Origin of the sequence: Salisediminibacterium beveridgei, assembly GCF_001721685.1 — a bacterium.
GTDB classification, from domain to species: Bacteria; Bacillota; Bacilli; order Bacillales; family Salisediminibacteriaceae; genus Salisediminibacterium; species Salisediminibacterium beveridgei.
The window spans coordinates 1,123,710-1,149,471 of record NZ_CP012502.1; the positions used below are offsets into that span (position 1 = coordinate 1,123,710).

Genomic DNA, 25,762 nt, shown 5'->3' on the forward strand with positions numbered 1-25,762 from the left:
AGAGAGGTGAGAAACTATGCTGAATCGTAATATATGGTACGGAATAGCCGGCGTGCTGATGATCTTTGGTATCGTTGGTATTGCAAATATCTTTATCCACGGTGAACACGTGATGGGCACCAGTAACTATGTGCCATGGGGATCCTTGATTGGTGCTTATGTTTTCTTTGTTGCCATCAGTACAGGGCTGACGTTCCTGTCATCAATGGTGCACGTATTCAAAATCGAAAAATTCGCCTTTCTGACGAAGCGGTTAACGATGGCCTCGATTGCCACACTGTTGATGGGTTTTGTCATGATCGGTGTCGAACTGGGAAATCCATTGGCGATGGTGTATATTCTTGTGACACCGAACTGGACTGCTCCGATTTTCTGGATGGGTGCGTTCTATGGTTTATATCTCTTGCTTCATGTCATTGAGTTTTTCTTTCAGATTAAAAACAATCATCAGATTGTCAATACGATCAGCCCGTTTGTTCTCGGTGTCGGCATTGCAGCACAAAGTACACTGGGCGCCGTATTCGGGCTCAGTGTGGCAAGAGGACTATGGAATACGGCGTATCTGTCGATCTTCTTTCTCTTGATGGCGTTCGTATCAGGTCTGGCTGTTGCCATGATTATGGCGTTCTTCCTCTCGAAGACGAAAGTCATGCCGGAAGAAGACCGCAACAAGCTGCCGGGGATCTATCCATTGATCACGAAATTGACCATGGGGCTGCTTGCAGTCGGGATCATTTTTGTCACCTGGAACTGGATCTATGCCTTATACAGCGGGAACACAAACCGATTGGCGTCCATGCAGTTAATGGTCGACGGTCCTCTCGCCGTTCCTTACTGGGTTCTTGAAGTCGGATTTGTGTTCCTGATTCCGCTTCTGATTTTGGGGCTTGTAAAAGTCAAGAAGGCGTCCACGATGTTAACGACCGGGATTGTACTCTTAATCGGACTGTTTGCGATGCGGATCATTCTGACCTTTGCCGGACAAATGGTACCTCTTGAAGTGGTGACCGGGTCTTTGACGATGAATGAACTTCGCGATGTGTCGATTCTCTGGTCAGAATGGGCGACAATGATCTTTGGTCTCGGTGGATCTGTCATGCTTTATCTTCTCGGGGAACAGTTCCTGGATTTGAATGAAGATGATCATCATGAGGAAACAGAAAGTACGAAAGTATCTTGAACAGACATACTCAACCACAACCAGAAGGTGATCATATGACGATTGCAGATCGGCTTCAAGCCTATACAGAACTCGTAAAATTGATCGGGGAATTATACAAGTACCCGGATGACGAAGTGGAACAGGCGATTGCAGAAGGCGTATTGGATCAGGAAGTACAAGGGTATCTTGCTGATATTCCTGAAATTCCGATTGAATCGCTTCGTTCTTTCAAAGATTTACGCGATGCTTCAAACACAGCGAAAAAACAGTTCATGACCGCTTACTCAGGGATTAGTGCACCGTTTCATCCGCCGGTGGAATCCCTTTATAAACCATGGAGCGTTGATCCAGGGGATCAGACAGGGCTCTATAACAAAAAAGGATTCTACATGGGTGATTCTGCGCTTCATATGAAGCACCTTTTGGCACACTATCAGATTCAGGTGCCAAAAGACTATGAGATGATGCCCGATCACCTGGCAATCACGCTGGAGTTTTATGCGATGCTGATCGAGCAGGACCTTGAAGCTGCAGAAGTTTTTCGTCGGGATCATCTGAACTGGCTTGATGATTTTCACAAGAACCATCAGGAAATAGACGATGTACCTTTTTATGATTATCTGCTCAACGTACTGATCGGCACGGTTTCGGTCAGTCCGAAAGAGCTCACTTAAGAAAGGAGTGAACAGAATGAAGAAATGGACAATCAGTTTCATTTCGCTTGCAGGTGTTCTTGCACTCAGTGCATGTGGCTCTTCGCAAGCAAGCGAATCAGAACCCACTTCGTTTCTGCCAATGGAACCCGATACATCTCCTTATATTATCGAAACGGAAGAAGAGGATGACGGTCCGGAAGACGTTCCATACAACGAGGATTGGGATTATATTGATACCGCACAATTATCTCGGTTAATGGATGGATTACCGGAGATCAGTCAGGACCGGTCCACTTATGACGAGGTACCGCCTGAATGGGATAAGGTCGCACTGATTGACAGTCGCCCACCTGAAGTATATGCAGCCGGACACATTAACGGAGCCATCAATATCCCGGACAGCAACTTTGACAATTACAGTGACCTTCTTCCGGAGGATTTGGATACGAAACTGATCTTCTACTGTGGCGGTCTGCACTGTCCGTTAAGTGGCAGTTCGTCAGAAAAAGCTGAGGAAATGGGTTATGAGAATACCTACGTTTATCAGGAAGGAACGCCTTTTTGGAAAGAGGAAGGAAATTATTTTACGGTAACACCGGAATATGTGGAAGAACAGATTTTGGAATCCAATGTTGTACGAGACGATACTGAACCTGTCATGATTATTGATACAAGAACCTACGCCGGCTATTTCGGTGAACATATTCCTACTGCTGTATTTTGGGATGACACACAATACGGTTCGAAGTATCAAGGGTTTGCACCAGCAAATAAAGATGCAGAGATCATCATCTACTGTGGCGGTTTCTTCTGTCATAAGAGTCCCCAGTTGGCGAACGAATTGCTCGCAGATGGTTATACAAATGTGAAGGTGCTGTCAGGCGGAATGCCGGCCTGGAAGCAGGCTGGACTGCCGACATTCGGCATGGACACAGCGGATTCAGAGTTTGATGTGTCGGCCGGGAAAGTGGATCGATCCGTTTCAGCAGATGAATTTGATGAATTTGTCGATTCCGGTGCAACCATTGTCGATGTTCGCGGTGACAGTGAAGTGGCCGGGGGAATGATTGATGGTGCGCTTCATATTCCGGATGGTGATATTCATGCCAACGATCCAAGCGTTGAGGAGAAATTGCCGGATGACTTGAGTACAACATTAGTGATACACTGTGCCAGCGGTGCCCGGGCTGCAGGTGTTGTGGAAAATATTGCAGATTTCGGCTATGAGGAAGTATATTATTGGGACGGCGGAATCTCGATTTCCGAAGATGGAAGCTATACGCTTGACTAATTTTTAAATCTGAAAAACCCTGATTGCCTCTTGGGCAATCAGGGTTTTAATCGTATGGTATCGATCAAGGCATTACTTCATCCAGCGGTTTATATACGAGACCAAGATCCTTCGCAACGGCTTCATAGGTGATATAACCACCGGCGGTATTGACACCCTGCCTTAGCCCTGAAACATGTTTCAGGGCTTCTGTGAGGCCGAAATTTGCGACTCTCAGCGCGTAAGGGACGGTCACATTCGTCAAGCCGAGAGTGGACGTTCTCGGAACTGCCCCCGGCATATTGGCTACGGCGTAATGGACCACGCCATGCTTTACATAGGTTGGATCATCGTGCGTGGTGATTGTATCAACGGTTTCTACAATTCCACCCTGGTCAATGGCCACATCGACGATGACAGACCCGGGATGCATCGTCTTGATCATATCTTCTGTGACGAGAGTGGGTGCTTTTGCACCCGGAATCAAAACAGCTCCGATGATGAGGTCCGATTCTTTCACCGCATGGGCAATGTTCAGCGGATTACTCATGATGGTATTGATTGCTGTGCCGAACTGATCGTCAAGCTGTCTCAGACGTTCCGGATTGAGGTCGATGATGGTTACATCCGCGCCAAGTCCCATCGCAATTTTCGCTGCATTGGTTCCGACGACACCGCCTCCGATGACGGTCACTTTCCCCCGTTTTACGCCAGGAATACCGGATAACAGCACGCCTGAACCGCCATGGGGTTTCTCCAGGAATTGTGCACCGATCTGAGATGCCATCCGTCCGGCGACTTCACTCATCGGTGTCAATAAGGGCAGGGTACCGTTCACTTCAACGGTTTCATAGGCAATCGCGGTCGTCTTATTTTCAGTTAATGCTTTGGCGAGTGCCGGTTCGGCCGCGAGATGAAGGTAAGTGAACAAAATCAAATCCTCCCTGAACCATTTGTATTCAGGTTCAAGCGGTTCCTTAACCTTCATAATCATAGTGGACTGCTGCCAGACGTCTGCTGCATCATGCATCATTGTTGCACCGGCCTGTTCATACGCTTCGTCTGTGAAACCGCTTTCAATTCCAGCTGAACGTTCAACGTATATGTCATGTCCTGCCTGTTTGAATGTCATGACTCCGGCGGGTGTCAAGGCCACACGGTTTTCGTTATTTTTGATCTCTTTTGGAATTCCAATGATCATAACCGACTACCTCCAAATGAATAAAATGAATAGCTCTGTTCCTATCTTATCTGTTTAGAGGATGATATACAATCATGCATAAAGAAAAACTTGCCAGAAGGCAAGTTTTCGAAATCTTCAGTTTTTCATGTCTTCCGGAGGATACTTTTTCAGAATGGTATCTTCATAGTATCTTCTCATCTGACTGCTCGACAAAAGACCAATGTAATCAAATTTATTGACTTCGTAGTGGAGGAAATATTTCCCTGAAGAGAATCGGACATGCAGTTGCTTGTTCGAATCATCAAACTTCAGGTGATCAAAATAACCATCGCGTATTGTAGTTTGTTCCATATATCGACGCCTCCTTGAAATGTGGTCAGTATACAGAACTGTACCCGAAATACTGATTGTAAAAACGATTACATGAAGTGATGGACAATTTCATCGCGACTTAATAACTTCCCGGTGGCAACCACCTTTTGATCGATGATCAACGCAGGGGAGTAAAAAACATGACTGGCGCATTCAGGACGCTTGGAAGAGATCAGAACATCCGCTTCAATGCCGAGCTCTTTAATGACTTCTTTTACCCGTTGTTCGAAGACCCTGCCTTTAATATTCTCATTTACATAGACTTGAATATTCAAAGCGATCACCTCTTTCCTCTGTACTTCTATTATAATACAGTGGATGGAAATCAGACCTTGTGAATTGTGTACATTACTTGGCAGTTTTGTTATGTATTTGTGAACCTGAGCAGAAGGCCGCGCAAACTTCGTGAAATACTTGCGAAAATAAATAAACTAAGTCTAAAATAGAATGTGTGATGATCGGGTTTTCATATGTGAAACATGGGTACTACAGCTTGCCAGACTGGGAGAGAAGCAAATGAGCCGGAAATCAAAAAGTGTCGAATTGTTGAACGAGTGGATCGGTGAGTTCTTAAATACTGAATATACATACGCACATACGAGCTGTGATTTAACCAGGCAGCTGTCTTTGATCACGGAAATAATCGGAGAGTCTCTTAGTATCCTTGTGACGGATGATCAAGACAGGCTGGTCTATGCAAGTGACAGCTATTGTTCACTTTTCACATACGAGAAAGAGTTCCCATCAGGAGCGCACATCGATGATGTGATTCAATTCAGATTTTTGAATGATCACGATATGCGGGCATTGAATCAAGCACGTCAGTCCTCTTCGCATGTTTCGTTTGACTGCGTTCAATCCACAGCGTTTGGAAAGCAGATTTCCTATAGAACATCGTTCGTTCCGATCAAAGATCACAAACAGGTGCATAGAGCATCCCTTTATGTCATCGCCGATCAGAAGCCGGATAAGCAGGGATCTGTTGTGCAACAGGAGGTCGTGTACGATCAGATGACTGGACTGAAAAACCGTGATCAATTCGAACTGGAAGTGGAACAAAAATGTCAAAACCAGCATGAAGATGCTCAGTTGGCGTTGCTATTTTTCGATCTGGACCGGTTTAAATATTATAACGCAACGCTGGGGCAATTAACGGGGGACAGGCTTTTAAAAGAAGTGGCTACTCGACTCACGGCCATCCAGGATCAGCGAATGGAGATCTATCGTTTCGGTGGAGACCAATTTGCGATCTTGATTGAAGGCTACCCAAGTATGACGTATATTCATAAAGTGGCAAAAGACGTCTGTCATTTTTTCAAGCAACCATTTGTTCTCTCGAATCATGAATTGAAAGTATCTGCAAGCGTCGGAGTGTCTTTATTGCCGGACACTGCAAAAACTAAGGGAGATCTGATTCACCAGGCGGAGATGGCGATGCAGGTATCGAAAGAGAAAGGCCCGTCAACTTATCATGTCTACATAGAGGAAATGCATTGTCATTACACCAAACAATTGACGCTGGAAAAACGTTTGAATAAAGCGATCGAAGAAAAAAGCTTTCAGCTTCATTATCAGCCACAGTATGATTTTTACAGCCAGCAGGTCGTCGGGTTCGAAGCCTTGATCCGCTGGTTTGATGAAGACCTGGGCTATGTGCCACCCGATCAGTTCATTACAGTCGCGGAAGAGACCGGCCTGATTATTCCCATCGGAAGACAAGTACTGGATCAGGCTTGTCAAAAGGGGAAAGACTGGTACGATAATGGCCTGAATATTCGTGTAGGAGTGAATGTTTCTCCGGTGCAATTCCAGCATCCTGATTTTATTCAATCGGTGAAATGGACGTTAGTAAAGACAGGACTGCCAGCAGAACGCCTGGATATTGAAATCACCGAGAATGTTCTCTTGTATAATAAAGAGGCCTGCATGAACACCCTCGAACAGCTCAAAGCCATCGGGGTGCATATTTCCATTGATGATTTTGGAACAGGGTTCAGTTCACTGAGTTATCTCCGTACGTTTCCCGTGGATATGCTGAAAATCGACCAATCCTTCGTCAGGGAACTGAAGAGAAATCACAATGATCAGGCGATTGTCACTTCCATTATTCAGCTGGCGCATAATATGGGCATGAAAGTGATAGCGGAAGGTGTGGAGACAAGTGATTCATTGAATTTCCTCATGGATCAGCACTGTGATCAAATGCAGGGTTACCTCTACAGCAGGCCGATTCCGCCGGAACAATTACCATTATTTTTAACCGAAAATCGTGTCATGCATCGATCTTCTGAAACATAGTCAAAAACTGTTCCCACTCAGGGGACAGTTTTTGATTTAACCCTGTGAAGTCGTGTACATTTCCGGTAAACTAGAGGCAGAAAGATACGCAGGAGGGTGTATAATGGAGAATCAGAAATACACGATTTTAATCGCGGATGATGAGATAGATATGGTGAATTTCCTTTCGGAGTATATTGCAGAGGAAGGGTACCATGCTGTTCAGGCATTCAACGGGAAAGAAATGCTCGAGGTCGTCAACAACAGGAAAGTGGATCTCGTATTGCTCGACGTCATGATGCCGGAAATGGATGGGATGGAAGCTTTGAAGGAACTGAGAACGCGTCGGAACATCCCGGTGATTATGGTCACGGCAAAGTCTGATGAGAATGACCGGATCGAAGGACTGAAAAGCGGGGCAGATGATTACATCGTGAAACCGTTCAGCCCGAAAGAGCTGGTTGCGAGAATTGAAGCTCAGCTTCGCAGAAGTTATGGTTTCAAAGAAGAAGAGGAATCGGAGGAATTGCAATTTCAGGATATCAAAGTCAACCTCGGTTCCCGAAAAGTATTTACTGATGGAAAACCCGTTTCTTTAACGAGAAAAGAATTTGATTTGCTGGTTCATTTTATGACTCACCCGGATCAGGTCTTTAACCGTGAGCAACTCCTCGATCATGTCTGGGGTGTGAACTATACAGCGGGTGGCCACAGAACCGTTGATACACATATGAAGACAATGCGTTATAAAATGGGGCAAAGCGGGGATTATTTCCGTACGGTTTATGGTGTTGGTTATGTTCTCGAATATGGTGACAAGCGATGAAAATCAGTCTCAGGCTGAAAACATGGGTGTTCATCATTTTATTTACAGCAACTTCACTCATCTCGGTTGTGTTTTTGACGAATTATCTCTACGAATCCTTTTATTTAACAAACCAGGGTGATCAGCTCGAAGGCAGGGGAAACAATCTGGCTGAGGTATATTATCAGGCAGAAACCGAAGCGCAATTTGAGTATTTTTATGACCTGGCAGAATTTATGTCCCGCTGTGCGGTGGCAAGTATCGCCATCAATGAAATCGAGGAAGACGGGTTTAATGGGCGAATTTCCCGATCGATTCCGCTTGAAGAGGATGAATATGCGTTGACAGATGACGAACTGACGACATTGACGGCAGGAGGAACCCTCCGTTTTACAAGGGAAGGCATCGACAAGGACCACCTCATTATCACGATGCCGTTGATGGATTCGGCTGAAGAGGATATGGAAGCCATTATTACCATTTCCACACCGGTGGATGCAGCATTTTCCCCTTTTGATTCCTTGCGTGGCATTTTATTCGTTGCCATGGGGCTGGCGTTCGTCGTGATTGTATTTGTCCTGAATAAAGTAACAAGTTATGTCATCGATCCGATCAGACACATGATAACGGCTTCAAAAAAATGGGGACAAGGTGATTTTTCCGAAAAGGTTCAGGTTGCGACCAATGATGAAATCGGGCAACTGGCAGAAGCATTTAATCAGATGACGGATTCTCTGGATGCGGCCGATAAGCAGAAGCAGGAATTTCTCGGGAATGTATCTCATGAACTCCGAACGCCACTAAGTTACCTGAAAGGATACTCTGAGGTTCTCCTGGAAAAACACCGGAACGGGGAAGAACTCGATGAGCGTCATATCGAAAAAATCCAGGCAGAGGGGAACCGGATGGAAAAACTGATTCATGACCTTCTCGATCTTGCCCGTTTGGAGGGCGATACGTACCCGGTTGAGAAAACACCGATTCCGCTTGCCCAACTTGTTGAAGACGTATGCGAACGAATGGACTTGATTGCAAAACATGACGAGATGGCCGTGAATACATCCCTTGATTATGGTATTATTATCGAAGGAGATGAGAGCCGCCTGGAACAAGTGGTCAGTAATTTGATTGAAAATGCGATCAGATATGGAAAAGATGGTGGCATTGTTGATGTCTCGCTTGAACAGTCCGGGAGCTCTGCCTTGTTGAAGGTGCGAGACTATGGACAAGGGATGCCGAAAGAAACACTGAACAGATTGACGGAACGCTTTTACCGGGTGGAACGTTCCCGCTCCAAGTCGCTTGGTGGAACAGGACTCGGACTGACGATTGTGAATGAAATTGTGAAGAAGCATGAGGGTGTTTTGACCTTTGAATCCGAACCGGGAGAGGGAACGACAGCAGTCGTGACGATCCCGTGCTTTGAAGATGATTTTGCGTAAAAAGGAGGCAGTGTGTCATGCAAAAACTGTTGATGTGGATTGGCCTTGGTGTATTGGGCGGATGGATTTTGGCCCTGTTAGTGAATTTTACGATTTATCAGGAAGTATCCACTTATTATATGGTGATCCATCCATTACTCGATGGGATCATCTTTATGACGGTCATGTTCGGGGCTTATCTTCTCGTATGGCGCAGTTATAAAAAGAGCGTGAAAACAGCGACGGTTCAACTTGGTTCGCTCGGACTGTTTTTCATGGTATTGGCATTTATCGTCTGAAGAAATCCCGGACAGTTTGCCAGAAACGGTTGGGGAAAACCTGTAGATCCCTCTGTCATTCACCGAGGGTGAAAGATCTGCCATAAAAGCTCTGTTATCGTTTCGTGTTGATTACCAACACTCAGGGCGAACGCTTGCACCACAGGCACCTGAGCATCATCTGCTCGAAGTGAACGGCTCGCCCTCAACTCACATTCGCTTTATGAATGTGGATGTTCGGACTGTGCTTATCCTTTGGGCGTCGCGGGCTGCCCCTCTTTCCATCCTCCGATCAACAACAAGCTTTAACAAAGCTAATATGTAAAAAAACCGGCTGCTAAAGTCGGTTTTTTTGACTTCAAAAATCAATTCCTTTATGATTTAGAAAGTTAACTGTTAATTATCTAAACAATCCGGAGGGCGGAAATAGGATGAAGGAAAACCTTATACAGACGATTGAAGAACGCGTTTTTGATATCGTACTGATGTTTAACCAGGAATTCGGTTGTGAAGTGGATCATACGCTCACATCCAACCAGCAATTGCTGTTGTATCTGGTCACACAAAAGGAAGTTACTCAAGTGAAGGATCTGGCGCGCATCATTAACATTTCAGCCAGTGCGGTCAGTCAAATGGTGTCCAAACTTGAAGCAATGGATATCATCCATCGGGAAATTGATCCTGAAAACCGGAGAAATTCGGTACTGAAAGCAGGCGAAAAAGGGAAAGAGCTGACGAAAGAGATGAATGATAAACGAACCGCTATCGTTTCTAAATATTTAAAAAAATTGAAACGGCAGGATCTTGAGGAACTTGACCGGATCATGGGGAATTTATCAGATATTATTCAAGACGAGAAGAGAGGGAGTCAGTCATGAGAAATATTATCGGCTTTTCCATACGGCGTCCGGTATTTACACTGGTGTCGATGACATTATTTATATTGTTGGGGTTTGTGTCCTTGACGAATATACCGCTGAAGCTGATTCCGGATATTGATCCTCCGATCGCAGTGGTTGTCACAAGCTACGATCAGGCAGGACCGGAGGAAGTGGTGGACCGGGTGACGACCCCCATGGAGAATAGTCTCTCGACGATTCAAGGGCTGAATAACATCAGTTCGGTTTCGTCTGAGGGCTCATCGCTGGTGCTCATGGAATTCTCATGGACGACCTCCATTGATGATATTGAAAATGACATCACTCAGCAGATGAACCAGACTCCTTTACCAAGTGGTGCGGGGAATCCGCAGTTTCTGAAGTTTGATCCGTCTCAAATTCCGATCATCCAGCTCTCCTTGTCCACGATCAATGAAGACGATGAGAATTTCAGTGATCTCGTGGTCGATTTGGAGAATGAGCTCTTGAAGATCGACGGGATTGCCAATATCGATCTTCTCGGGGATGCGATGGATCAGATTGATATCCGTCTCGATCAGGATGATTTAGAGGAGAACGGCCTGACTCAGAATGCGGTGATTCAAACGCTGCAAAGCCATAATGTTACAGCTCCTGGCGGGGTGGTTTCCAATAATGGTTCGGAAATTTCAACGAGAATTTTGTTTCAGCTCCATGATGTGGAGGACGTGGAAAACATCGTTTTGACTGCTGATCCTGAGAGCGGGGACGATGTGACAGTCGCGGATGTGGCATCTGTCGGGATTAATCCTGAACCGATTGACACAATTACCAGAACCAATCAGGAAGATGCGATCCTGATGAATGTCCAGCAGCAGTCGGATGCCAATACGGCGAATGTGGCCCGTGACTTTACCGAGCGGTTGAATGAACTGCTCGAAGAATCGAAGTACGAGGATCTCGACCAGGCAGTGCTTTTCAATCAGGGCGAATATGTTGATGATGCGATCGCGAACGTGGCATTGGCACTTGTTGCAGGTGGGGTCATTGCGATGATTGTCTTGTTCCTGTTCCTTAGAAATTTCAAAACGCCACTGTTGATTGGAATTGCCATACCATTTTCCGTGATTGTGACGTTTGTGCTCCTGTATTTCACGGATTTCTCTTTGAATATTATGACCCTCGGGGGACTGGCACTCGGAATCGGGATGCTGGTGGATAACTCGATCGTCGTAATTGAAAATATCTACCGGCACTTGAATATGAAAAAAGATGCCAAAACAGCTGCCCTGGATGGCGCAAGTGAAGTAGCGACAGCGATTACGGCTTCGACACTGACAACCGTTTCTGTGTTTTTGCCCGTTGTGTTTATCGCGGGTATTATCGGGAACCTGTTCAGGGAATTTGCATTGACCGTTGCGTTCAGTTTATTGGCTTCACTACTCGTTGCCCTGACGGTTGTGCCGATGCTTGCGAGCAAATGGCTCAAAACGCCGAAAGAAGACATGGAGAAAAAACGGGCTCGATCGAATTTTGTACAGACGTTTGACCGTTCGGCAAGATGGTCGCTCAGGCATAGGTTTGCCATCCTGTTTATTACTTTAGGTTTACTTGGGGCGGGCGTTTTTGGAATTACAACGGTTGGCGTTCAATTCTTGCCTGCTACCGATGAAGGGTTTTTCCAGATTGATATCGAGAATGAATCGGGCACACCACTGGAAACGACGTTCGAGGATATTGAGGAAATCGAGGAGATCCTTGACGGAGAAGCGGATGTCAGGCATTATACGTCCGTGACCGGATCGAGTGGTGAACAAGGGCCAAATGCCGGCACAGGAGGCAGTTCGAATGAGGCTGTTATTTATGTCACGATGGTGCCGCTCGAGGACCGGACGATCTCGACCATGGATTTCACTGACGAAATTCGCCGGGATGTGGAGCGTGCTGTGCCGGATGGTGAAGTTTCCATTTCGATGGATGCATCGTTTGGTGCAGATCCGAATACGTTCTCGTTTGATTTAAACGATGCGAATCCACTTCAATTAGAGGAAGTGGCAGAAGATTTATTTGCGGAATTTGAGGACATGAGTGAGTTCAATGAAGTCACAAATTCACTCGAAGAAACCATTGTGGAATTGCAACTTCAGATTGATGATGAGGCTGCTCGTGATGCAGGACTTTCACCTGCGCAGATTGCTTCCACTGTCGATACCATGACAAGAGGAGAGATGGCGACCCAGGTCGTGACTGAAGAAAATCAGGTTCTTGAAGTATATGTGCGTTACGACGATGGCTACACTGATACCGTGGAAGCATTGGAGAATCTCAGGATTCAGACGGGGGACGGTGATTTTGTCAACTTGTCTGAATTGGCGGACTTTGAGGAAGGGGATGCGCCGGAAACAATCAACCGGACCAACCTGGAAGAATCCGTGCAATTCACACTGACGTTTTCCTCCGGCAATACGTTGAACGAAATCAACGAATTGGTCCAGAACACAGTGGATGAGTATGGCTTACCTGATGAGACGTCCATCTCGTACACTGGAGACCAGCAACTCCTCGAGGATGCGATATCTGATTTAACGTTTGCGCTGATTCTTGCCGTGCTGTTTGTCTACCTCGTGATGGCGGCACAATTTGAATCGTTGCGCTATCCGCTTGTGATTATGTTCAGTGTACCGCTTGTTGTGATCGGGGTCGCGATCGCGTTGACCGTGACACGCACACCCATCAGTGTCACAGCGATCATTGGACTGATCGTGCTGGTTGGGATTGTCGTAAACAATGCGATTGTGCTGGTGGACTACATCAACCAGCGCAAGGAAGAAGGCATGCGCAGCATGGAGGCGATTGTGACAGGCGTGAAGGATCGTGCCAGACCGATACTCATGACAGCATCCACAACGATCCTGGCTTTGATTCCGCTGGCACTTGGATTTGGTGAGGGCAGTGAGATCCAACAGCCGATGGCGATCACAGTGATCGGGGGGATGATCAGTGCAACGTTCCTGACGCTGTTCCTGATCCCTGTTTTGTACAGCTTTATGGACAAGGAAACACGTTTTCTGAACCGGAAGTTCATGACACCTGATGGACAGGTTGTTCCAGCCTATCTGTTGGAGGAGTCGTATTCGGAAGAACAAGGACAAGGAAGAAGACATTTCAGTTCCTACCCTCAAGTGAAGGAAGAAGAGATCCCGTCTCAACAGTCTGCCAGGGATTTCACTGACTTTTACCGGCCGGTGTCCGGCGCACCGCAAAAAGAAGAACATCTTTCGGAAACCTGGTTTGACGATACAAATCGCAAGGATCCGGATGTGGCAGGAGCAGATCGTCAACCTGAATCGGATACGTTTATGTACTCGGAAGAGGTTACTGATAAACTGCCGCCAAGAAGGGTTCGTCACTCCGATAAGGACGTTACGAAAGAAGACATGGCACGGTTAATTGAAGAATTGCAACAACAGGAAAAACGCAATAAGCGAGATAAAGACTAGCACACCATGTAAAGGAGGAGTCCAAATACGGGCTCCTCTTTTACATGGCCGCATTCCAAGGTGGGAGAAATCTCTTTTGCTGTTTCTGAATAAGTGGTAGACTATGAACATGATATACGAAAAAGGAGCAATCGAATGGGCACACTGACTCGCGGATCGTGGGGATTCGGATTCATTTTCATTGTTGCGATTCTTTTGACAGCCTGTCAAAATACGGTCAATGAAGAGGAAGCCTCTCTCAATCTCAATGACGAAGCATTAAATGAAGAGGATTTGGATACATTAATCTCAACAAATGAAAAACTGGTTGACCAGTTGGAAGAGAAAACAATCATAAACGACAACCTGCGAGATGAAGTTGCCGAATTAGAGGAAGAGAATGCGGATTTGCGAGAGGATCTTCTCACGTATCGGCAACAGACCCTCGAGACGGAGCAGTACGTCACCCGTTATCAGGAAGTCCGTTTGACGATTGATGAAATGACACGCAAGGTTTTTATGGCCATGCACGACAGGGATCATGTGCTGCTTGATACGGTCACGACAGACCAGATTGAACCCGATGGCGACCGTAATCTTTTGGTGATTGAAACGGACGAAGATATGACGCGTTCTTTTCACTACTTGCAAATTGATTCATTTCAATCGATGAGACAAATGGAAGTGGACTATGATCGCGAAAATGAATCCGTTCAAGTGGTTTACGGTCTTTATTCCGTGGATGACGAATCATTTTTCAGGAATACCACAGTAAATTTGGAATTCATCCATGGGGATAATAATGAATGGCTGCTAGATCATATTGCATATCAATAGCAATGTGCCAAATGAATAACACGCATTGACGAAAAATAGAGAGAAACATTCACCAGACTATTTCTATTCCTCGCTCACGTGGATATAGATAGTCTGTTTTTTTCAAATCGAATGTACAAGTGCGTCAAGATGTTTGATTTTGTCTGGTCTATAAGGTAGATTGAACAAAGTGTACAGAGCATGTAAAGGAGGTCTGCAGCATGAGTTTTTTAGACATGTCCAAATTTGAGAAAAAAATCATTGTGCGTAATATCCGCCACGATGATATCGACGATATTATCGCTTTATCAAGCCAATGTTTCCCCAATATGGACCCTTGGACCAAACAGCATCTTCTCAGCCACTTGGAAGTGTTTCCTGAAGGGCAGTTCTGTGTGGAAGTAGAAGGGGAGATTATCGGAACCTGTTCGAGTCTGTTGATTAATTTTGATGAGTATGATGACCAGCATACCTGGGATGAAATCACGGACGAAGGCTACATTACCAACCATGACCCGGAAGGTTACAATATGTATGGCATTGAGGTAGCGGTTCACCCTGATTACCGTCGTATGAAAATTGGAAACCGGCTGTACGAAGCCAGAAAAGAACTTGCCCGGGAACTGAATCTGAAAAGCATCATCATTGGAGGAAGAATTCCGAATTTCCGCAAGTACAGCGATGAGATGACACCTCGGGAATACGTCGATGCGGTCATGAATCATCACATTTATGATCCGGTCCTGACGTTTCAGGTCATGAACGGTTTCACGCTGAAACGGATAAATGCCAGATATTTGACCGATGATAAGGCATCGATGTCCTATGCGACATTAATGGAGTGGAACAATGTCGATTACCGTCCGACGACAAAGCGGCATTTTAAAACGGCTTTTCCGGTCCGGATTTGTGCGATTCAGTATATGATGAAAAAGATTGATTCCTTTGATGATTTCGCGCAGCAGTGTGAATATTATGCAGACGTCGGTGCAAGCTACGAATCGGATTTTGTCGTATTTCCGGAAATTTTTACAACCCAGCTGTTGTCCTTTATTGAGGAGAAGAGCCCGAGTCAGGCGATCCGCCGGTTAACGGATTTCACTGAGGATTACATCAATCTGTTCACGGAACTTGCCATTAAGTATAATGTCAATATTGTGGGAGGTTCCCACTTCGTTGAAGAAGATGGTGAGATTTATAATATTGCTTACCTGTTCAGACGCGACGGGACGATTGAAAAGCAGTATAAGGTTCATATCACACCGAATGAAAAGAAGTTCTGGGGTATTCGCGGTGGTGACAAAGTGGAAGTATTTGATACAGACTGCGGCAAAATTTCGATTCAGATCTGTTATGATATTGAATTCCCTGAGATGGCACGAATTGCGACAGAAAAAGGTGCGAATATCATCATATCCCCATTCTGTACGGATGATCGTCAAGGGTATTTACGCGTCAAGTACTGTGCACAGGCCCGTGCCGTTGAGAATCAGGTGTATACGGTGATCACCGGGACAGTAGGTAATATGACCCACGTTGAAAACATGGATATTCAGTATGCCCAGTCCGGAATCTTCACACCTTCTGATTTTACCTTTGCCCGGGATGGTATTGTCGGCGAAACGAGTCCGAATATCGAAACCGTTCTCGTTGGCGACGTCGACCTCGAGCTGTTACGTCGATCACGAAAATCAGGCAATGTGACACAGTGGAAGGACCGTCGAAAGGATCTCTATACGATTCAGCACAGATGCTGATAAAGTGAAAAAGCTCTCCAAATTGGAGGGCTTTTTTGCTGCACAAGGATAGCGGCAACGTGCTGTGGTTGACTTACCGATAAATCAGGCATTTCAGGCTGAAATGAGTTATACTTAATCACATCAGGGGGGAATAGGAATGAATCCATTTAAGACAGAGATACTGCCTGCCATTCGTGATCTGAAAGACCTCGACAAGGTAGTCGAGACAGACTATGAACATATCGTACTGTTAAATACACATATCGGGCAGTTGAAAAGTCTCATGAAAATGTTGAAGTCTCACGATAAAAAAGTGCTGCTTCATGCGGATCTGGTTCAGGGTTTAAAGACGGACGAATATGCCGCGCAATTTCTTTGCCGAGACATTAAACCATTTGGCATTGTTTCAACCAGGAAGAGTATTCTTCATACAGCAAAAAAAGCGGGGCTTTTGACAGTACAGCGGATGTTTCTGCTCGACTCACTGGCACTTGAATCCAGTTTTCAAATGTATGAAAGCATTCAACCGGATTGCATCGAGGTACTGCCGGGCATTATGCCGCACATTATCTCAGAAATTAAAGAAAAAACCGGATCAACGATCATTGCAGGTGGACTGATTCGTACCGAACTCGAAGCAAGAGCGTCACTGAATGCAGGTGCGAGTGCTGTCACGACGTCGAATAAAAGTTTGTGGTTGTGAAATGTTGAACAATCCTTTTGTACCAGTTGTTTTCCTTAGATTTGAAAAAAACTTTACTATTTTTTTGATTATTCTGTTGACAACGCTTACAATCGATGGTTAAATGAGTCTTAAGTTAATTAGTTTTCGTGGAGACGATGAGACCAACGAAAAGCAAACCCTGGACCATGGCCAGGGGTAGCTTTTCGTTGGTTTTTTTTGTGCCCACACACATTATTTCTTGAGGGGGAAATAAACATGTCACCAGTTTTAGCAGAGTTTATAGGTACGATGCTTCTCATCATCTTTGGTGGAGGCGTTGTAGCAGGCGTTGTGTTGAAAGGTACGAAGTCAGAAGCAGGCGGCTGGATTGTGATCACATTTGCGTGGGGTCTTGGGGTTGCCATGGCGGTATACGCAATTGGCGATATCAGTGGCGGTCACATTAATCCGGCGGTTACCGTTGGCTTGGCAGCAATCGGAGATTTCGCCTGGGCTGACGTTCCAGGATACGTCCTGGCACAAATTGCGGGAGCATTTACCGGTGGGGTGTTGGTTTTCTTTCACTACTATCCGCACTGGAAAGAAACACAGGACCAAGGTGCAAAACTGGCCGTGTTCTCTACAGGTCCTGCGATTAAGCACACACCACAGAACTATTTCAGCGAGGTACTCGGCACTTTCGTCCTTTTATTCGGCATCATGTTTCTCGGCGGGAACGAATTTTCAGCGGGTTTAAATCCTTTAATTGTCGGTCTTCTTATTGTTGTGATTGGTATGTCACTCGGTGGAACGACAGGGTATGCAATTAACCCGGCCCGTGACCTGGGACCGCGAATTGCACACGCATTACTGCCGATTGCAGGGAAGGGCAGCTCCGACTGGGGTTATTCCTGGATTCCGGTTGTCGGTCCAATCATTGGCGGTGGACTTGGTTCAACGCTTTACGTCGCACTCTATCAAGGCAACCCGCCGCTACTACTATGGGTGTTTATCGCAGCATTCTTTGTCGTATTGTTTGCATCGATGCAAATGCAAAAAAAGAACGTAGCTGAAGAAATCAAACAAGGTGAAGAGATTCAGCACAACCCTGAAGAACGGGCGAACTAAGGAACAACAGGCTTTTGCACCATGATAAAGCAGAGGCCTTCACGTTCCTGTTAAAATATTTACAGAAAGATCTATTCTCAAGGAGGAAGATATTCATGGAAAAGAAATTCGTATTGGCATTAGACCAGGGAACAACCAGTTCAAGAGCCATTCTCTTCAACAAAGCAGGTAAGATCGTCGATGTGGCTCAGCGGGAGTTCACTCAGTACTTTCCGAAGCCAAGCTGGGTAGAGCATAACGCCAACGAAATCTGGTCATCGATTTTGGGTGTCATCGCAGAAGTTCTGGCCAATCAGGACGTCTCTCCAAAAGAGATCGCATCCATCGGGATTACAAATCAGCGAGAGACTACCGTCGTTTGGGAGAGAGCAACCGGAAAACCGATTTATAACGCACTTGTCTGGCAATCCCGTCAAACGGATGAGATTTGTCAGGAACTGCGCAGTCAGGGTCTCAATGACAAGTTCAGAGACAAGACCGGACTGTTGATTGATGCTTATTTCTCCGGAACGAAAGTGAAATGGCTCCTTGATAATGTTGAAGGTGCGCGTGAAAAAGCCGATAACGGAGAGTTGATGTTCGGAACCATCGACACGTGGCTGATCTGGAAGCTTTCCGGTGGACGTGCACACGTGACAGACTATTCCAATGCATCCCGGACGTTAATGTACAACATCCATGAACTGAAGTGGGATGATGAACTGCTCGATATCCTGGGCGTGCCGAAATCCATGCTTCCTGAAGTTCGTCCTTCATCTGAAGAGTATGCGAAAACGATTGATTATCATTTCTTCGGTGAAGAAGTGCCGATCGCCGGAGCGGCAGGGGATCAGCAGTCAGCTTTATTCGGACAGGCTTGTTTCGAAGTAGGTATGGCGAAGAACACCTACGGTACAGGGTGCTTTATGCTCATGAACACAGGGGAAGAAGCGGTCAAATCCGATCACGGTCTTTTGACGACCATTGCCTGGGGCATTGATGGCAAAGTGGAATACGCACTCGAAGGCAGTATCTTCGTAGCAGGTTCAGCGGTGCAGTGGCTCCGTGACGGACTCCGTATGATCAAGACAGCATCAGATACAGAGGAGTATGCTGCACGGATTGAATCCAATGATGGGGTTTATCTCGTTCCTGCATTTGTAGGTTTGGGCACACCGTATTGGGACAGTGATGTTCGTGGGGCGATGTTCGGCATTACAAGGGGGACTGAGAAAGAACAATTTATCCGGGCCACGCTTGAATCACTTGCATACCAGACAGCGGACGTGCTGGGTGCAATGAATGCCGATTCGGGGATTGACTTGAAGAAACTGCGTGTTGATGGCGGTGCTGTAGCAAACAACTTCCTGATGCAGTTTCAAAGTGATATCCTGAATGTACCGGTTGAGCGTCCTGTCGTTCAGGAAACAACGGCACTGGGTGCAGCATATCTTGCTGGTCTTGCGGTTGGATTCTGGCAGGATAAGAGTGAGATCGCGGAGCAGTGGGCGATTGACAAAACCTTTGAGCCGGTTATGGATGAGGATACCAGAGAAGACCTCTATGCGGGATGGAAGACCGCAGTGGAAGCAACAATGGCGTTCAAACCGAAGAAAACGATCAAACAAAAAGCGTAACATTTTCACCAAACAGCTTGATATGATATGCTGTCGTTAAGTTCATATTCTGTCTGAGATGCTGAGAGACGACAACATGTATGATTTTCCCTCTGGGGTAATCTGCCTCTGTGTCGTCTCTTTTTTTCCATTAAGTTGAAAAGCTGTGGTTGTTGTTGGTGGTCAAGTCAAAACGAGGCTATGCATTCACCAAAAAAGGACGTTGACCGTCAACAAGAACGACAAATATGATCCAAATCATCATGGGGTAGTTATAGTGATAGTATTAATTTAGGAGGTTGTTAGGATATGGTTAAACCATTCAGTGCATTGCAACGTAAGGGGTATTTGGAACAAATGGCGAATGAAGAGCTGGATATTCTTGTAATCGGAGGAGGCATCACCGGAGCAGGTATCGCGCTTGATGCTGTCGATAGGGGTCTGCATACAGGACTCGTTGAAATGCAGGATTTCGCTGCAGGGACATCAAGCCGTTCAACAAAACTGGTTCATGGGGGACTCAGGTATTTGAAGCAGCTGGATTTCAAAGTGGTATCCGAAACCGGGAAGGAACGGGCAATTGTGTATGAAAATGCCCCGCATGTCACGAATCCTGAATGGATGATGCTGCCGATCATTAAAGGCGGTACTTTCGGAAAGACGGCGACCTCAGTTGGACTGAGAGTCTACGATCTGTTAGCAGGCGTTCGTCGCAAAGAACGGCGAAAGATGCTCAGTAAAGACGAAACCATGCAGCGTGAGCCACTTCTCAGAACAGATAAGCTGAAAGGCGGCGGGGTCTATGTGGAATACAAAACTGATGATGCCCGTCTGACACTTGAAACTGTGAAAGCGGCAGTGGAGCGGGGTGCTCTGGCCACAAATTATACAAAAGCTGAACGATTGATTTATGAACAGGGGAAAGTGAAAGGTGCAGTGGTGAAAGACCTTGAATCTGGAGAATCTTATGAAATCAAAGCGAAAAAGGTCGTGAATGCCGCAGGTCCATGGGTTGATGAATTACGGGAACAGGACGGATCAAAAACCGGGAAATACCTGTATCTCACAAAAGGCATTCATATCGTATTCGACAAGTCCAGATTCCCGCTGAAACAAGCGGTGTATTTTGATACAGAAGATGACGGGCGGATGATCTTCGCTATTCCAAGAGGCAATAAGACCTATGTAGGGACAACGGATACCTACTACAACGAAGAAATCGCTCATCCGAGAATGACGGAAGAAGATTTGGACTATGTCATTAACGCAGCCAATTACATGTTTCCGAATCTTCGCCTGACACGGGCAGATGCTGAATCAAGCTGGACGGGGCTCAGACCACTGATCTATGAGGAAGGTAAGAGTGCCTCTGAGATCTCGCGAAAAGATGAAACATTCGAATCTGAAAGCGGACTGCTTTCCATTGCCGGTGGGAAATTGACCGGTTACAGGAAAATGGCTGAGCGGATTATCGATATTGTAGCGAAACAGCAGGGCATTAAAACGAAGTGCCGTACCGATAAGATCGTTCTTTCCGGTGGGGAAGTCGGCGGATCCGCTCAGCTGGATGCTTTCATCGCTGAGAAAACCGAAGCGGGTAAGAAACTCGGGTTATCTGAAGCTGTCGCAAACCGGTTGGCACATCTGTATGGTTCCAACGTTGACCGTGTTTACGAAATCATGGAAACGACTGGGGATGAAGGAGAAAACTATGGTCTTCCGAGAGACGTGTTTGCTGCCTTGATCTACGGCATAGAAGAAGAAATGGTGGTTGCGCCGATTGATTTCTTCAACCGGAGAACCAGTGCGCTGTTCTTTGATATTGATTATGTAAATCAGTGGAAAGATGGTGTGATGCAGTATATGAAAACCCGATTCGGCTGGACTGAGAAACAAGTAGAGACTCATAAACAATACCTTGAGGAAGAGATTTATTACGCTGCGAATCCTGTTGAGACGCGGGAAGCAAATTAAGAGAAAAAACTTTACTCCCTTCATGTCTTAACGGATAATGGAGGGAGATTTATGTTTATAAAGGAGGAGTATATCAATGACATGGCACCAGGAGTATGAGCGTTGGGATCAGTTCAGACATCTCGATGATAAGGTGAAGAAACAGCTTGATGGACTGAAGGGAGATGAAAAGGCCCTAGAAGATCATTTTTATAAGACATTGGAGTTCGGCACAGGTGGAATCCGCGGGGAAATCGGACCAGGTACGAACCGGATGAATGTTTACACGATGCGTAAAGCAGCGAAAGGGCTGGCGGACTATGTCAGTTCCAAGGGGGAAGAAGCTAAGAAACGCGGTGTTGTGATTGCGTATGACAACCGTAGAATGTCCAAGGAATTTGCCGTTGAAGCGGCAGAAACACTGGGTGCAAACGGGGTGAAGGCTTATGTCTTCTATGAATTGCGTCCTACACCCATGTTATCTTTTGCTGTCCGGCATCTTAACACATATGCAGGGGCAATGATTACAGCAAGTCACAATCCGCCGGAATACAACGGTTTTAAGGCATACGGAGAAGATGGCTGCCAGATGGTTCCGGCTGATGCCGATCAGCTCATCGGGTATGTCAATGCTGTGGAAGATGAATTGAGCGTCGAAACTGGAGATCAGAATGAACTCCTGTCTCAAGGTTTGATGCAATGGGTACTTGATGATGTGGATGAGGCCTATCTGCAGGAAATGAAGGCGGTGATCATGGATCAGGCACTCATTGATGAAATGGGAAAGAACCTCTCAATCGTCTTTACGCCACTGCACGGCACTGCACAGAAGCCGATGATGCAGGCATTTGATATGGCCGGATTTACAAACATTCACTCCGTAAAGGCTCAGGCAGAACCGGATACAGAATTCTCTACGGTGAAATCGCCAAATCCTGAGGAACACAGTGCTTTCGAGTTGGCGATTCAACTCGGGGAAGAAGTCAATGCGGACCTGTTAATCGCTACGGATCCCGATGCAGACCGGATCGGGCTTGCGGTGAAGAATCATGCCGGGGATTACCAGGTCTTCAATGGTAATCAAACCGGCGGTCTGTTACTCGATTACCTGTTAAGGAAGCGAAAAGAACAGAATCGGTTACCAGAAAACGGCATGGTGATCAAAACGATCGTCACTTCTGAATTGGGTCGCAAGATTGCTGAGAGCTTCGGGATGAATTCTCTGGATGTCCTGACGGGCTTTAAATTCATCGGTGAGAAGATCCGTCAATACGAACAGACGGGTGAACACACTTTCTTGTTCGGATATGAAGAAAGCTATGGTTATCTGATTGAACCATTCGCCCGGGATAAAGATGCAATCCAGCCTGGTCTTCTTGCCGCTGAAATGGCTGCTTATTATAAGAAGAAGGGTATGACGCTTTACGATGCATTGCTTGAGATGTACAAAACATACGGGTACTACTATGAAGATCTGATCAGCTATACCTTCAAAGGAAAAGAAGGCTCTGAGAAAATCAACAAGATCATGGATACATTCAGACAGAATGTGGCTACTGGCAACATTGATCAGGACGTTGTAGCTGTTGAAGACTATAAGACAGGGAAACGAAAAGATGTTTTAACGGGTGCAGAAACAGCCATTGATTTACCCGCTTCGAATGTTTTGAAGATGTTTCTCTCCGATGGTTCCTGGTATTGTCTCAGACCATCCGGGACTGAACCGAAGATCAAATTCTATGTCGGAGTGAACGGTGATTCTCATGAAGAATCAACTGCCAGGCTCGCGGAAGTCAAAGCGACGCTGATTGCTAAAGCGGAAGAAGTATAAGACGATGAATCAGGATAAGAACACAAGAATTTTTTGTGTTCTTATCTTTTTTTGTGGCATTCAACAATTGGCACCTCATTGGAAACGTGATATAATCTGTTTACCCTATTTGGGAATATTAGACGTCAGACGAACGCACAAAGGGAAGTGTACGCAATATGAATAGTCGTTTATTAAAAGAGATCGAAGATAAACGATTCATTATGGTCCAGACTGTTTTGCATGATGGGATCAGTTCTGAAAAAGCGATCAGGTACAGTCAGGAACTCGACGTGCTGATCAATCAGTATTTGCATATGTACCGGATACAGGAAGGTTCCTGCTCTCCACAATAATCGGGTTTAGGATACAATACATCGGGTAAAGTGTACCAACTTCATAAAAAAGAATGGGGTGCGGTGACTGATGGCGATATACTATGTCTGCAAGGTTTGCCACGGACGGGGTAAAGTTGAAAAGAAAGTGCTGTTCAAGCTCAAGAAAGTAACTTGCGACCGCTGTCAGGGAACAGGGAAGATCAAAAAAGTCCGCATTCCAGCGGACGATCAAACAGTAGTGAAATCATAACCAGAATCCGGAATCACCCGGATTCTGGTCTTTTTTGAAAAAAGCCAGCGCCTCATTAGAGACGCTGGCTTTACTATAGAGTCGTTCGATTGTTACTCGAGAATTTCCCAGCCGGATGAGAGTTCGAAACCTGGATTTTTATCCTGGAACCAGCGCATGGCAAACTCGTTTTCAAACAAGATAACCGGACGCTTTTGCTGATCTTCAACGAGCATTTTACGGCTGTCGCTGACGATATCAGAGACATCCCCTTTGGTGACCCATCGCGCCAGTTCATGTGTCATATGATTTAATTCAATATCGACGTTGTACTCGTTTTTCATACGGTAGTCGAATACCTGGAACTGCAGTTCACCGACAGCACCGAGAATGTAGTCCTCGAAATACGGGGTTTTATAGAGCTGGATGGTTCCTTCTTGAACCAGTTGTTCAATGCCTTTATGATACTGTTTATGTTTCATCGCATTTTTCGCAGTCACTTTGGCAAATTTCTCAGGTGGGAACTGAGGCATTTCTTCATATTGAATTCGCTCTCCGCCACCGATCAGTGTATCTCCAACCTGGAAGTTGCCGGAATCATAGATCCCAACGATGTCACCAGGCCTTGCGGTGTTAACGGTCTCGCGATCAGACGCGAAGAAGGAGTGACTCTGACTGAGCTTCATTTTTTTCCCGGATCTCGATAAGATAATTTCCATACCCCGTTCAAATTCCCCTGAACAAACGCGCAAAAAGGCGATCCGGTCCCGATGATTCGGATTCATATTCGCCTGGATTTTGAAAATGAAACCGGAGAACTGATCCTGTTCAGGGTTGATCATCTGACCGGAAGCTTTCCGTGGTTTCGGTTTGGAAGCAAGGTTGACGAAGGCATCCAGAAAGGACTGTACGCCGAAATTTGCCAAGGCACTTCCGAAAAAGACCGGGGTCATCGTACCGTTCTGGATCTTCTCTTGTGAAAAATCATTTCCTGCTTCGTCAAGCAGCATGATTTCTTCCTCGAGATTCTCCCGCTCATGATCCTGCAGATTATCGGCATCTTTTAACGGGATGATCTGGCGGTTACTATGACTATCTGTAAACGTCTCAATCGTTTCGTTCTGTAAATCATAAATGCCTTTCAGGCGTTTCCCTGTTCCGATCGGCCAGTTCATCGGGAAAGTTTCCATCTCAAGGGTCTCTTCAATTTCCGACAAGAGGTCGAGGGGTTCCTTCCCTTCACGGTCAAGTTTGTTGATGAATGTCAGAATCGGAATACCACGCATCCGGCAGACTTTGAACAGTTTTAAGGTTTGTGCTTCGATCCCTTTAACGCTGTCGATCACCATGACTGCGGTATCTACAGCGGTCAGAGTCCGGTAGGTATCTTCACTGAAATCCTGGTGACCAGGAGTATCAAGAATATTGACTTGTACATCATTATAAACGAGCTGCATCACACTGGAGGTCACGGATATACCGCGTTGCTTCTCGATTTCCATCCAGTCAGATGTGGCGAATTTACCTGATTTTTTTCCTTTTACAGTCCCTGCAGATCGAATACTCCCTCCAAGAAGCAGGAGTTTCTCAGTCAGTGTGGTCTTTCCCGCATCCGGGTGGGAGATAATCGCAAAAGTACGTCGGGGTGCAGCAGTAGAAATTGTCATGTTTAAAATCCTTTCTTTTCACACAATTCGAATGTTACTGTCGACAGTCAATTATAACGCATT

General features: G+C 45.9%; 21 protein-coding genes. 17 read left to right on the forward strand and 4 right to left on the reverse strand.

The features are described from left to right. Positions 1-16 precede the first annotated feature (16 nt). Genes srrC through srrF form a run of 3 tightly spaced genes read left to right on the forward strand, consistent with a single transcriptional unit; the run spans position 17 to position 3,109 of the window. On the forward strand, positions 17-1,180 hold the full coding sequence (gene srrC / locus BBEV_RS05105) for a respiratory selenite reductase subunit SrrC (protein ID WP_069364484.1): 1,164 nt from the start codon (positions 17-19) through the stop codon (positions 1,178-1,180). Between the two features lie 35 nt (positions 1,181-1,215). Continuing rightward, positions 1,216-1,836 carry a respiratory selenite reductase assembly chaperone SrrD gene (gene srrD / locus BBEV_RS05110; protein WP_069364485.1) on the forward strand — a complete coding sequence of 207 codons (621 nt, stop codon included), beginning with the start codon at positions 1,216-1,218 and terminating at the stop codon, positions 1,834-1,836. Positions 1,837-1,852: 16 nt separating this feature from the next. Beyond that, positions 1,853-3,109, forward strand: coding sequence for a respiratory selenite reductase-associated lipoprotein SrrF (gene srrF / locus BBEV_RS05115; RefSeq protein ID WP_069364486.1), 1,257 nt, complete (start codon positions 1,853-1,855; stop codon positions 3,107-3,109). Positions 3,110-3,173: 64 nt separating this feature from the next. Here the strand turns inward: srrF and ald are convergent, their stop codons facing one another. The 3 genes from ald to BBEV_RS17590 form a co-directional block, all read right to left on the reverse strand. Continuing rightward, positions 3,174-4,289 carry an alanine dehydrogenase gene (gene ald / locus BBEV_RS05120; RefSeq protein WP_069364487.1) on the reverse strand — a complete coding sequence of 372 codons (1,116 nt, stop codon included), beginning with the start codon at positions 4,287-4,289 and terminating at the stop codon, positions 3,174-3,176. Positions 4,290-4,406: 117 nt separating this feature from the next. After that, entirely contained in the window at positions 4,407-4,622 is a 216-nt protein-coding gene (locus tag BBEV_RS05125; RefSeq protein ID WP_069364488.1) for a KTSC domain-containing protein, read from the reverse strand. A gap of 68 nt (positions 4,623-4,690) precedes the next feature. Then, a complete protein-coding gene (locus BBEV_RS17590) occupies positions 4,691-4,918 on the reverse strand; it encodes a thioredoxin family protein (protein ID WP_069364489.1) in 228 nt (75 codons plus the stop codon). Between the two features lie 241 nt (positions 4,919-5,159). Here BBEV_RS17590 and BBEV_RS05135 point away from each other — a divergent pair, with 241 nt between their 5' ends. The 14 genes from BBEV_RS05135 to BBEV_RS17120 all read left to right on the forward strand — a co-directional run bounded on the left by BBEV_RS05135 (position 5,160) and on the right by BBEV_RS17120 (position 23,821). Next, complete coding sequence (locus BBEV_RS05135; protein WP_069364490.1) at positions 5,160-6,941, forward strand: putative bifunctional diguanylate cyclase/phosphodiesterase; 1,782 nt, start codon at positions 5,160-5,162, stop codon at positions 6,939-6,941. Between the two features lie 103 nt (positions 6,942-7,044). Further along, positions 7,045-7,746 carry a response regulator transcription factor gene (locus tag BBEV_RS05140; RefSeq protein ID WP_069364491.1) on the forward strand — a complete coding sequence of 234 codons (702 nt, stop codon included), beginning with the start codon at positions 7,045-7,047 and terminating at the stop codon, positions 7,744-7,746. Then, the gene (locus BBEV_RS05145) at positions 7,743-9,167 is read left to right on the forward strand and encodes a sensor histidine kinase (RefSeq protein ID WP_069364492.1); all 1,425 of its coding nucleotides are present in this window, start codon (positions 7,743-7,745) and stop codon (positions 9,165-9,167) included. Before BBEV_RS05140 ends, BBEV_RS05145 begins: the two co-directional genes overlap by 4 nt. A gap of 17 nt (positions 9,168-9,184) precedes the next feature. Next, the gene (locus BBEV_RS05150) at positions 9,185-9,445 is read left to right on the forward strand and encodes a hypothetical protein (protein WP_069364493.1); all 261 of its coding nucleotides are present in this window, start codon (positions 9,185-9,187) and stop codon (positions 9,443-9,445) included. 410 nt (positions 9,446-9,855) lie between these two features. After that, positions 9,856-10,302 carry a MarR family winged helix-turn-helix transcriptional regulator gene (locus tag BBEV_RS05155; RefSeq protein WP_069364494.1) on the forward strand — a complete coding sequence of 149 codons (447 nt, stop codon included), beginning with the start codon at positions 9,856-9,858 and terminating at the stop codon, positions 10,300-10,302. After that, positions 10,299-13,781: an efflux RND transporter permease subunit gene (locus tag BBEV_RS05160; RefSeq protein ID WP_069364495.1), complete on the forward strand. Its 3,483-nt coding sequence runs from the start codon at positions 10,299-10,301 to the stop codon at positions 13,779-13,781. Before BBEV_RS05155 ends, BBEV_RS05160 begins: the two co-directional genes overlap by 4 nt. Positions 13,782-13,916: 135 nt before the next feature. Beyond that, positions 13,917-14,597 (forward strand): hypothetical protein, encoded by a 681-nt coding sequence (locus BBEV_RS05165; protein WP_069364496.1) that lies wholly within the window; start codon positions 13,917-13,919, stop codon positions 14,595-14,597. A 200-nt stretch (positions 14,598-14,797) separates the two neighbouring features. Beyond that, positions 14,798-16,333: a bifunctional GNAT family N-acetyltransferase/carbon-nitrogen hydrolase family protein gene (locus BBEV_RS05170; protein WP_069364497.1), complete on the forward strand. Its 1,536-nt coding sequence runs from the start codon at positions 14,798-14,800 to the stop codon at positions 16,331-16,333. Positions 16,334-16,472: 139 nt separating this feature from the next. After that, the gene (locus tag BBEV_RS05175; RefSeq protein WP_069364498.1) at positions 16,473-17,018 is read left to right on the forward strand and encodes a glycerol-3-phosphate responsive antiterminator; all 546 of its coding nucleotides are present in this window, start codon (positions 16,473-16,475) and stop codon (positions 17,016-17,018) included. A gap of 237 nt (positions 17,019-17,255) precedes the next feature. Further along, on the forward strand, positions 17,256-18,107 hold the full coding sequence (locus BBEV_RS05180) for an MIP/aquaporin family protein (protein ID WP_069364499.1): 852 nt from the start codon (positions 17,256-17,258) through the stop codon (positions 18,105-18,107). 95 nt (positions 18,108-18,202) lie between these two features. Then, positions 18,203-19,723 carry a glycerol kinase GlpK gene (gene glpK / locus BBEV_RS05185; protein WP_069364500.1) on the forward strand — a complete coding sequence of 507 codons (1,521 nt, stop codon included), beginning with the start codon at positions 18,203-18,205 and terminating at the stop codon, positions 19,721-19,723. Between the two features lie 288 nt (positions 19,724-20,011). Further along, a complete protein-coding gene (locus BBEV_RS05190) occupies positions 20,012-21,676 on the forward strand; it encodes a glycerol-3-phosphate dehydrogenase/oxidase (RefSeq protein ID WP_069364501.1) in 1,665 nt (554 codons plus the stop codon). Positions 21,677-21,752: 76 nt separating this feature from the next. Beyond that, on the forward strand, positions 21,753-23,486 hold the full coding sequence (locus tag BBEV_RS05195; RefSeq protein WP_069364502.1) for a phospho-sugar mutase: 1,734 nt from the start codon (positions 21,753-21,755) through the stop codon (positions 23,484-23,486). Between the two features lie 158 nt (positions 23,487-23,644). Beyond that, positions 23,645-23,821, forward strand: coding sequence for an aspartyl-phosphate phosphatase Spo0E family protein (locus BBEV_RS17120; RefSeq protein ID WP_084007233.1), 177 nt, complete (start codon positions 23,645-23,647; stop codon positions 23,819-23,821). A gap of 324 nt (positions 23,822-24,145) precedes the next feature. Here the strand turns inward: BBEV_RS17120 and BBEV_RS05200 are convergent, their stop codons facing one another. Beyond that, positions 24,146-25,699 (reverse strand): peptide chain release factor 3, encoded by a 1,554-nt coding sequence (locus BBEV_RS05200; protein ID WP_069364503.1) that lies wholly within the window; start codon positions 25,697-25,699, stop codon positions 24,146-24,148. Positions 25,700-25,762 lie beyond the last annotated feature (63 nt).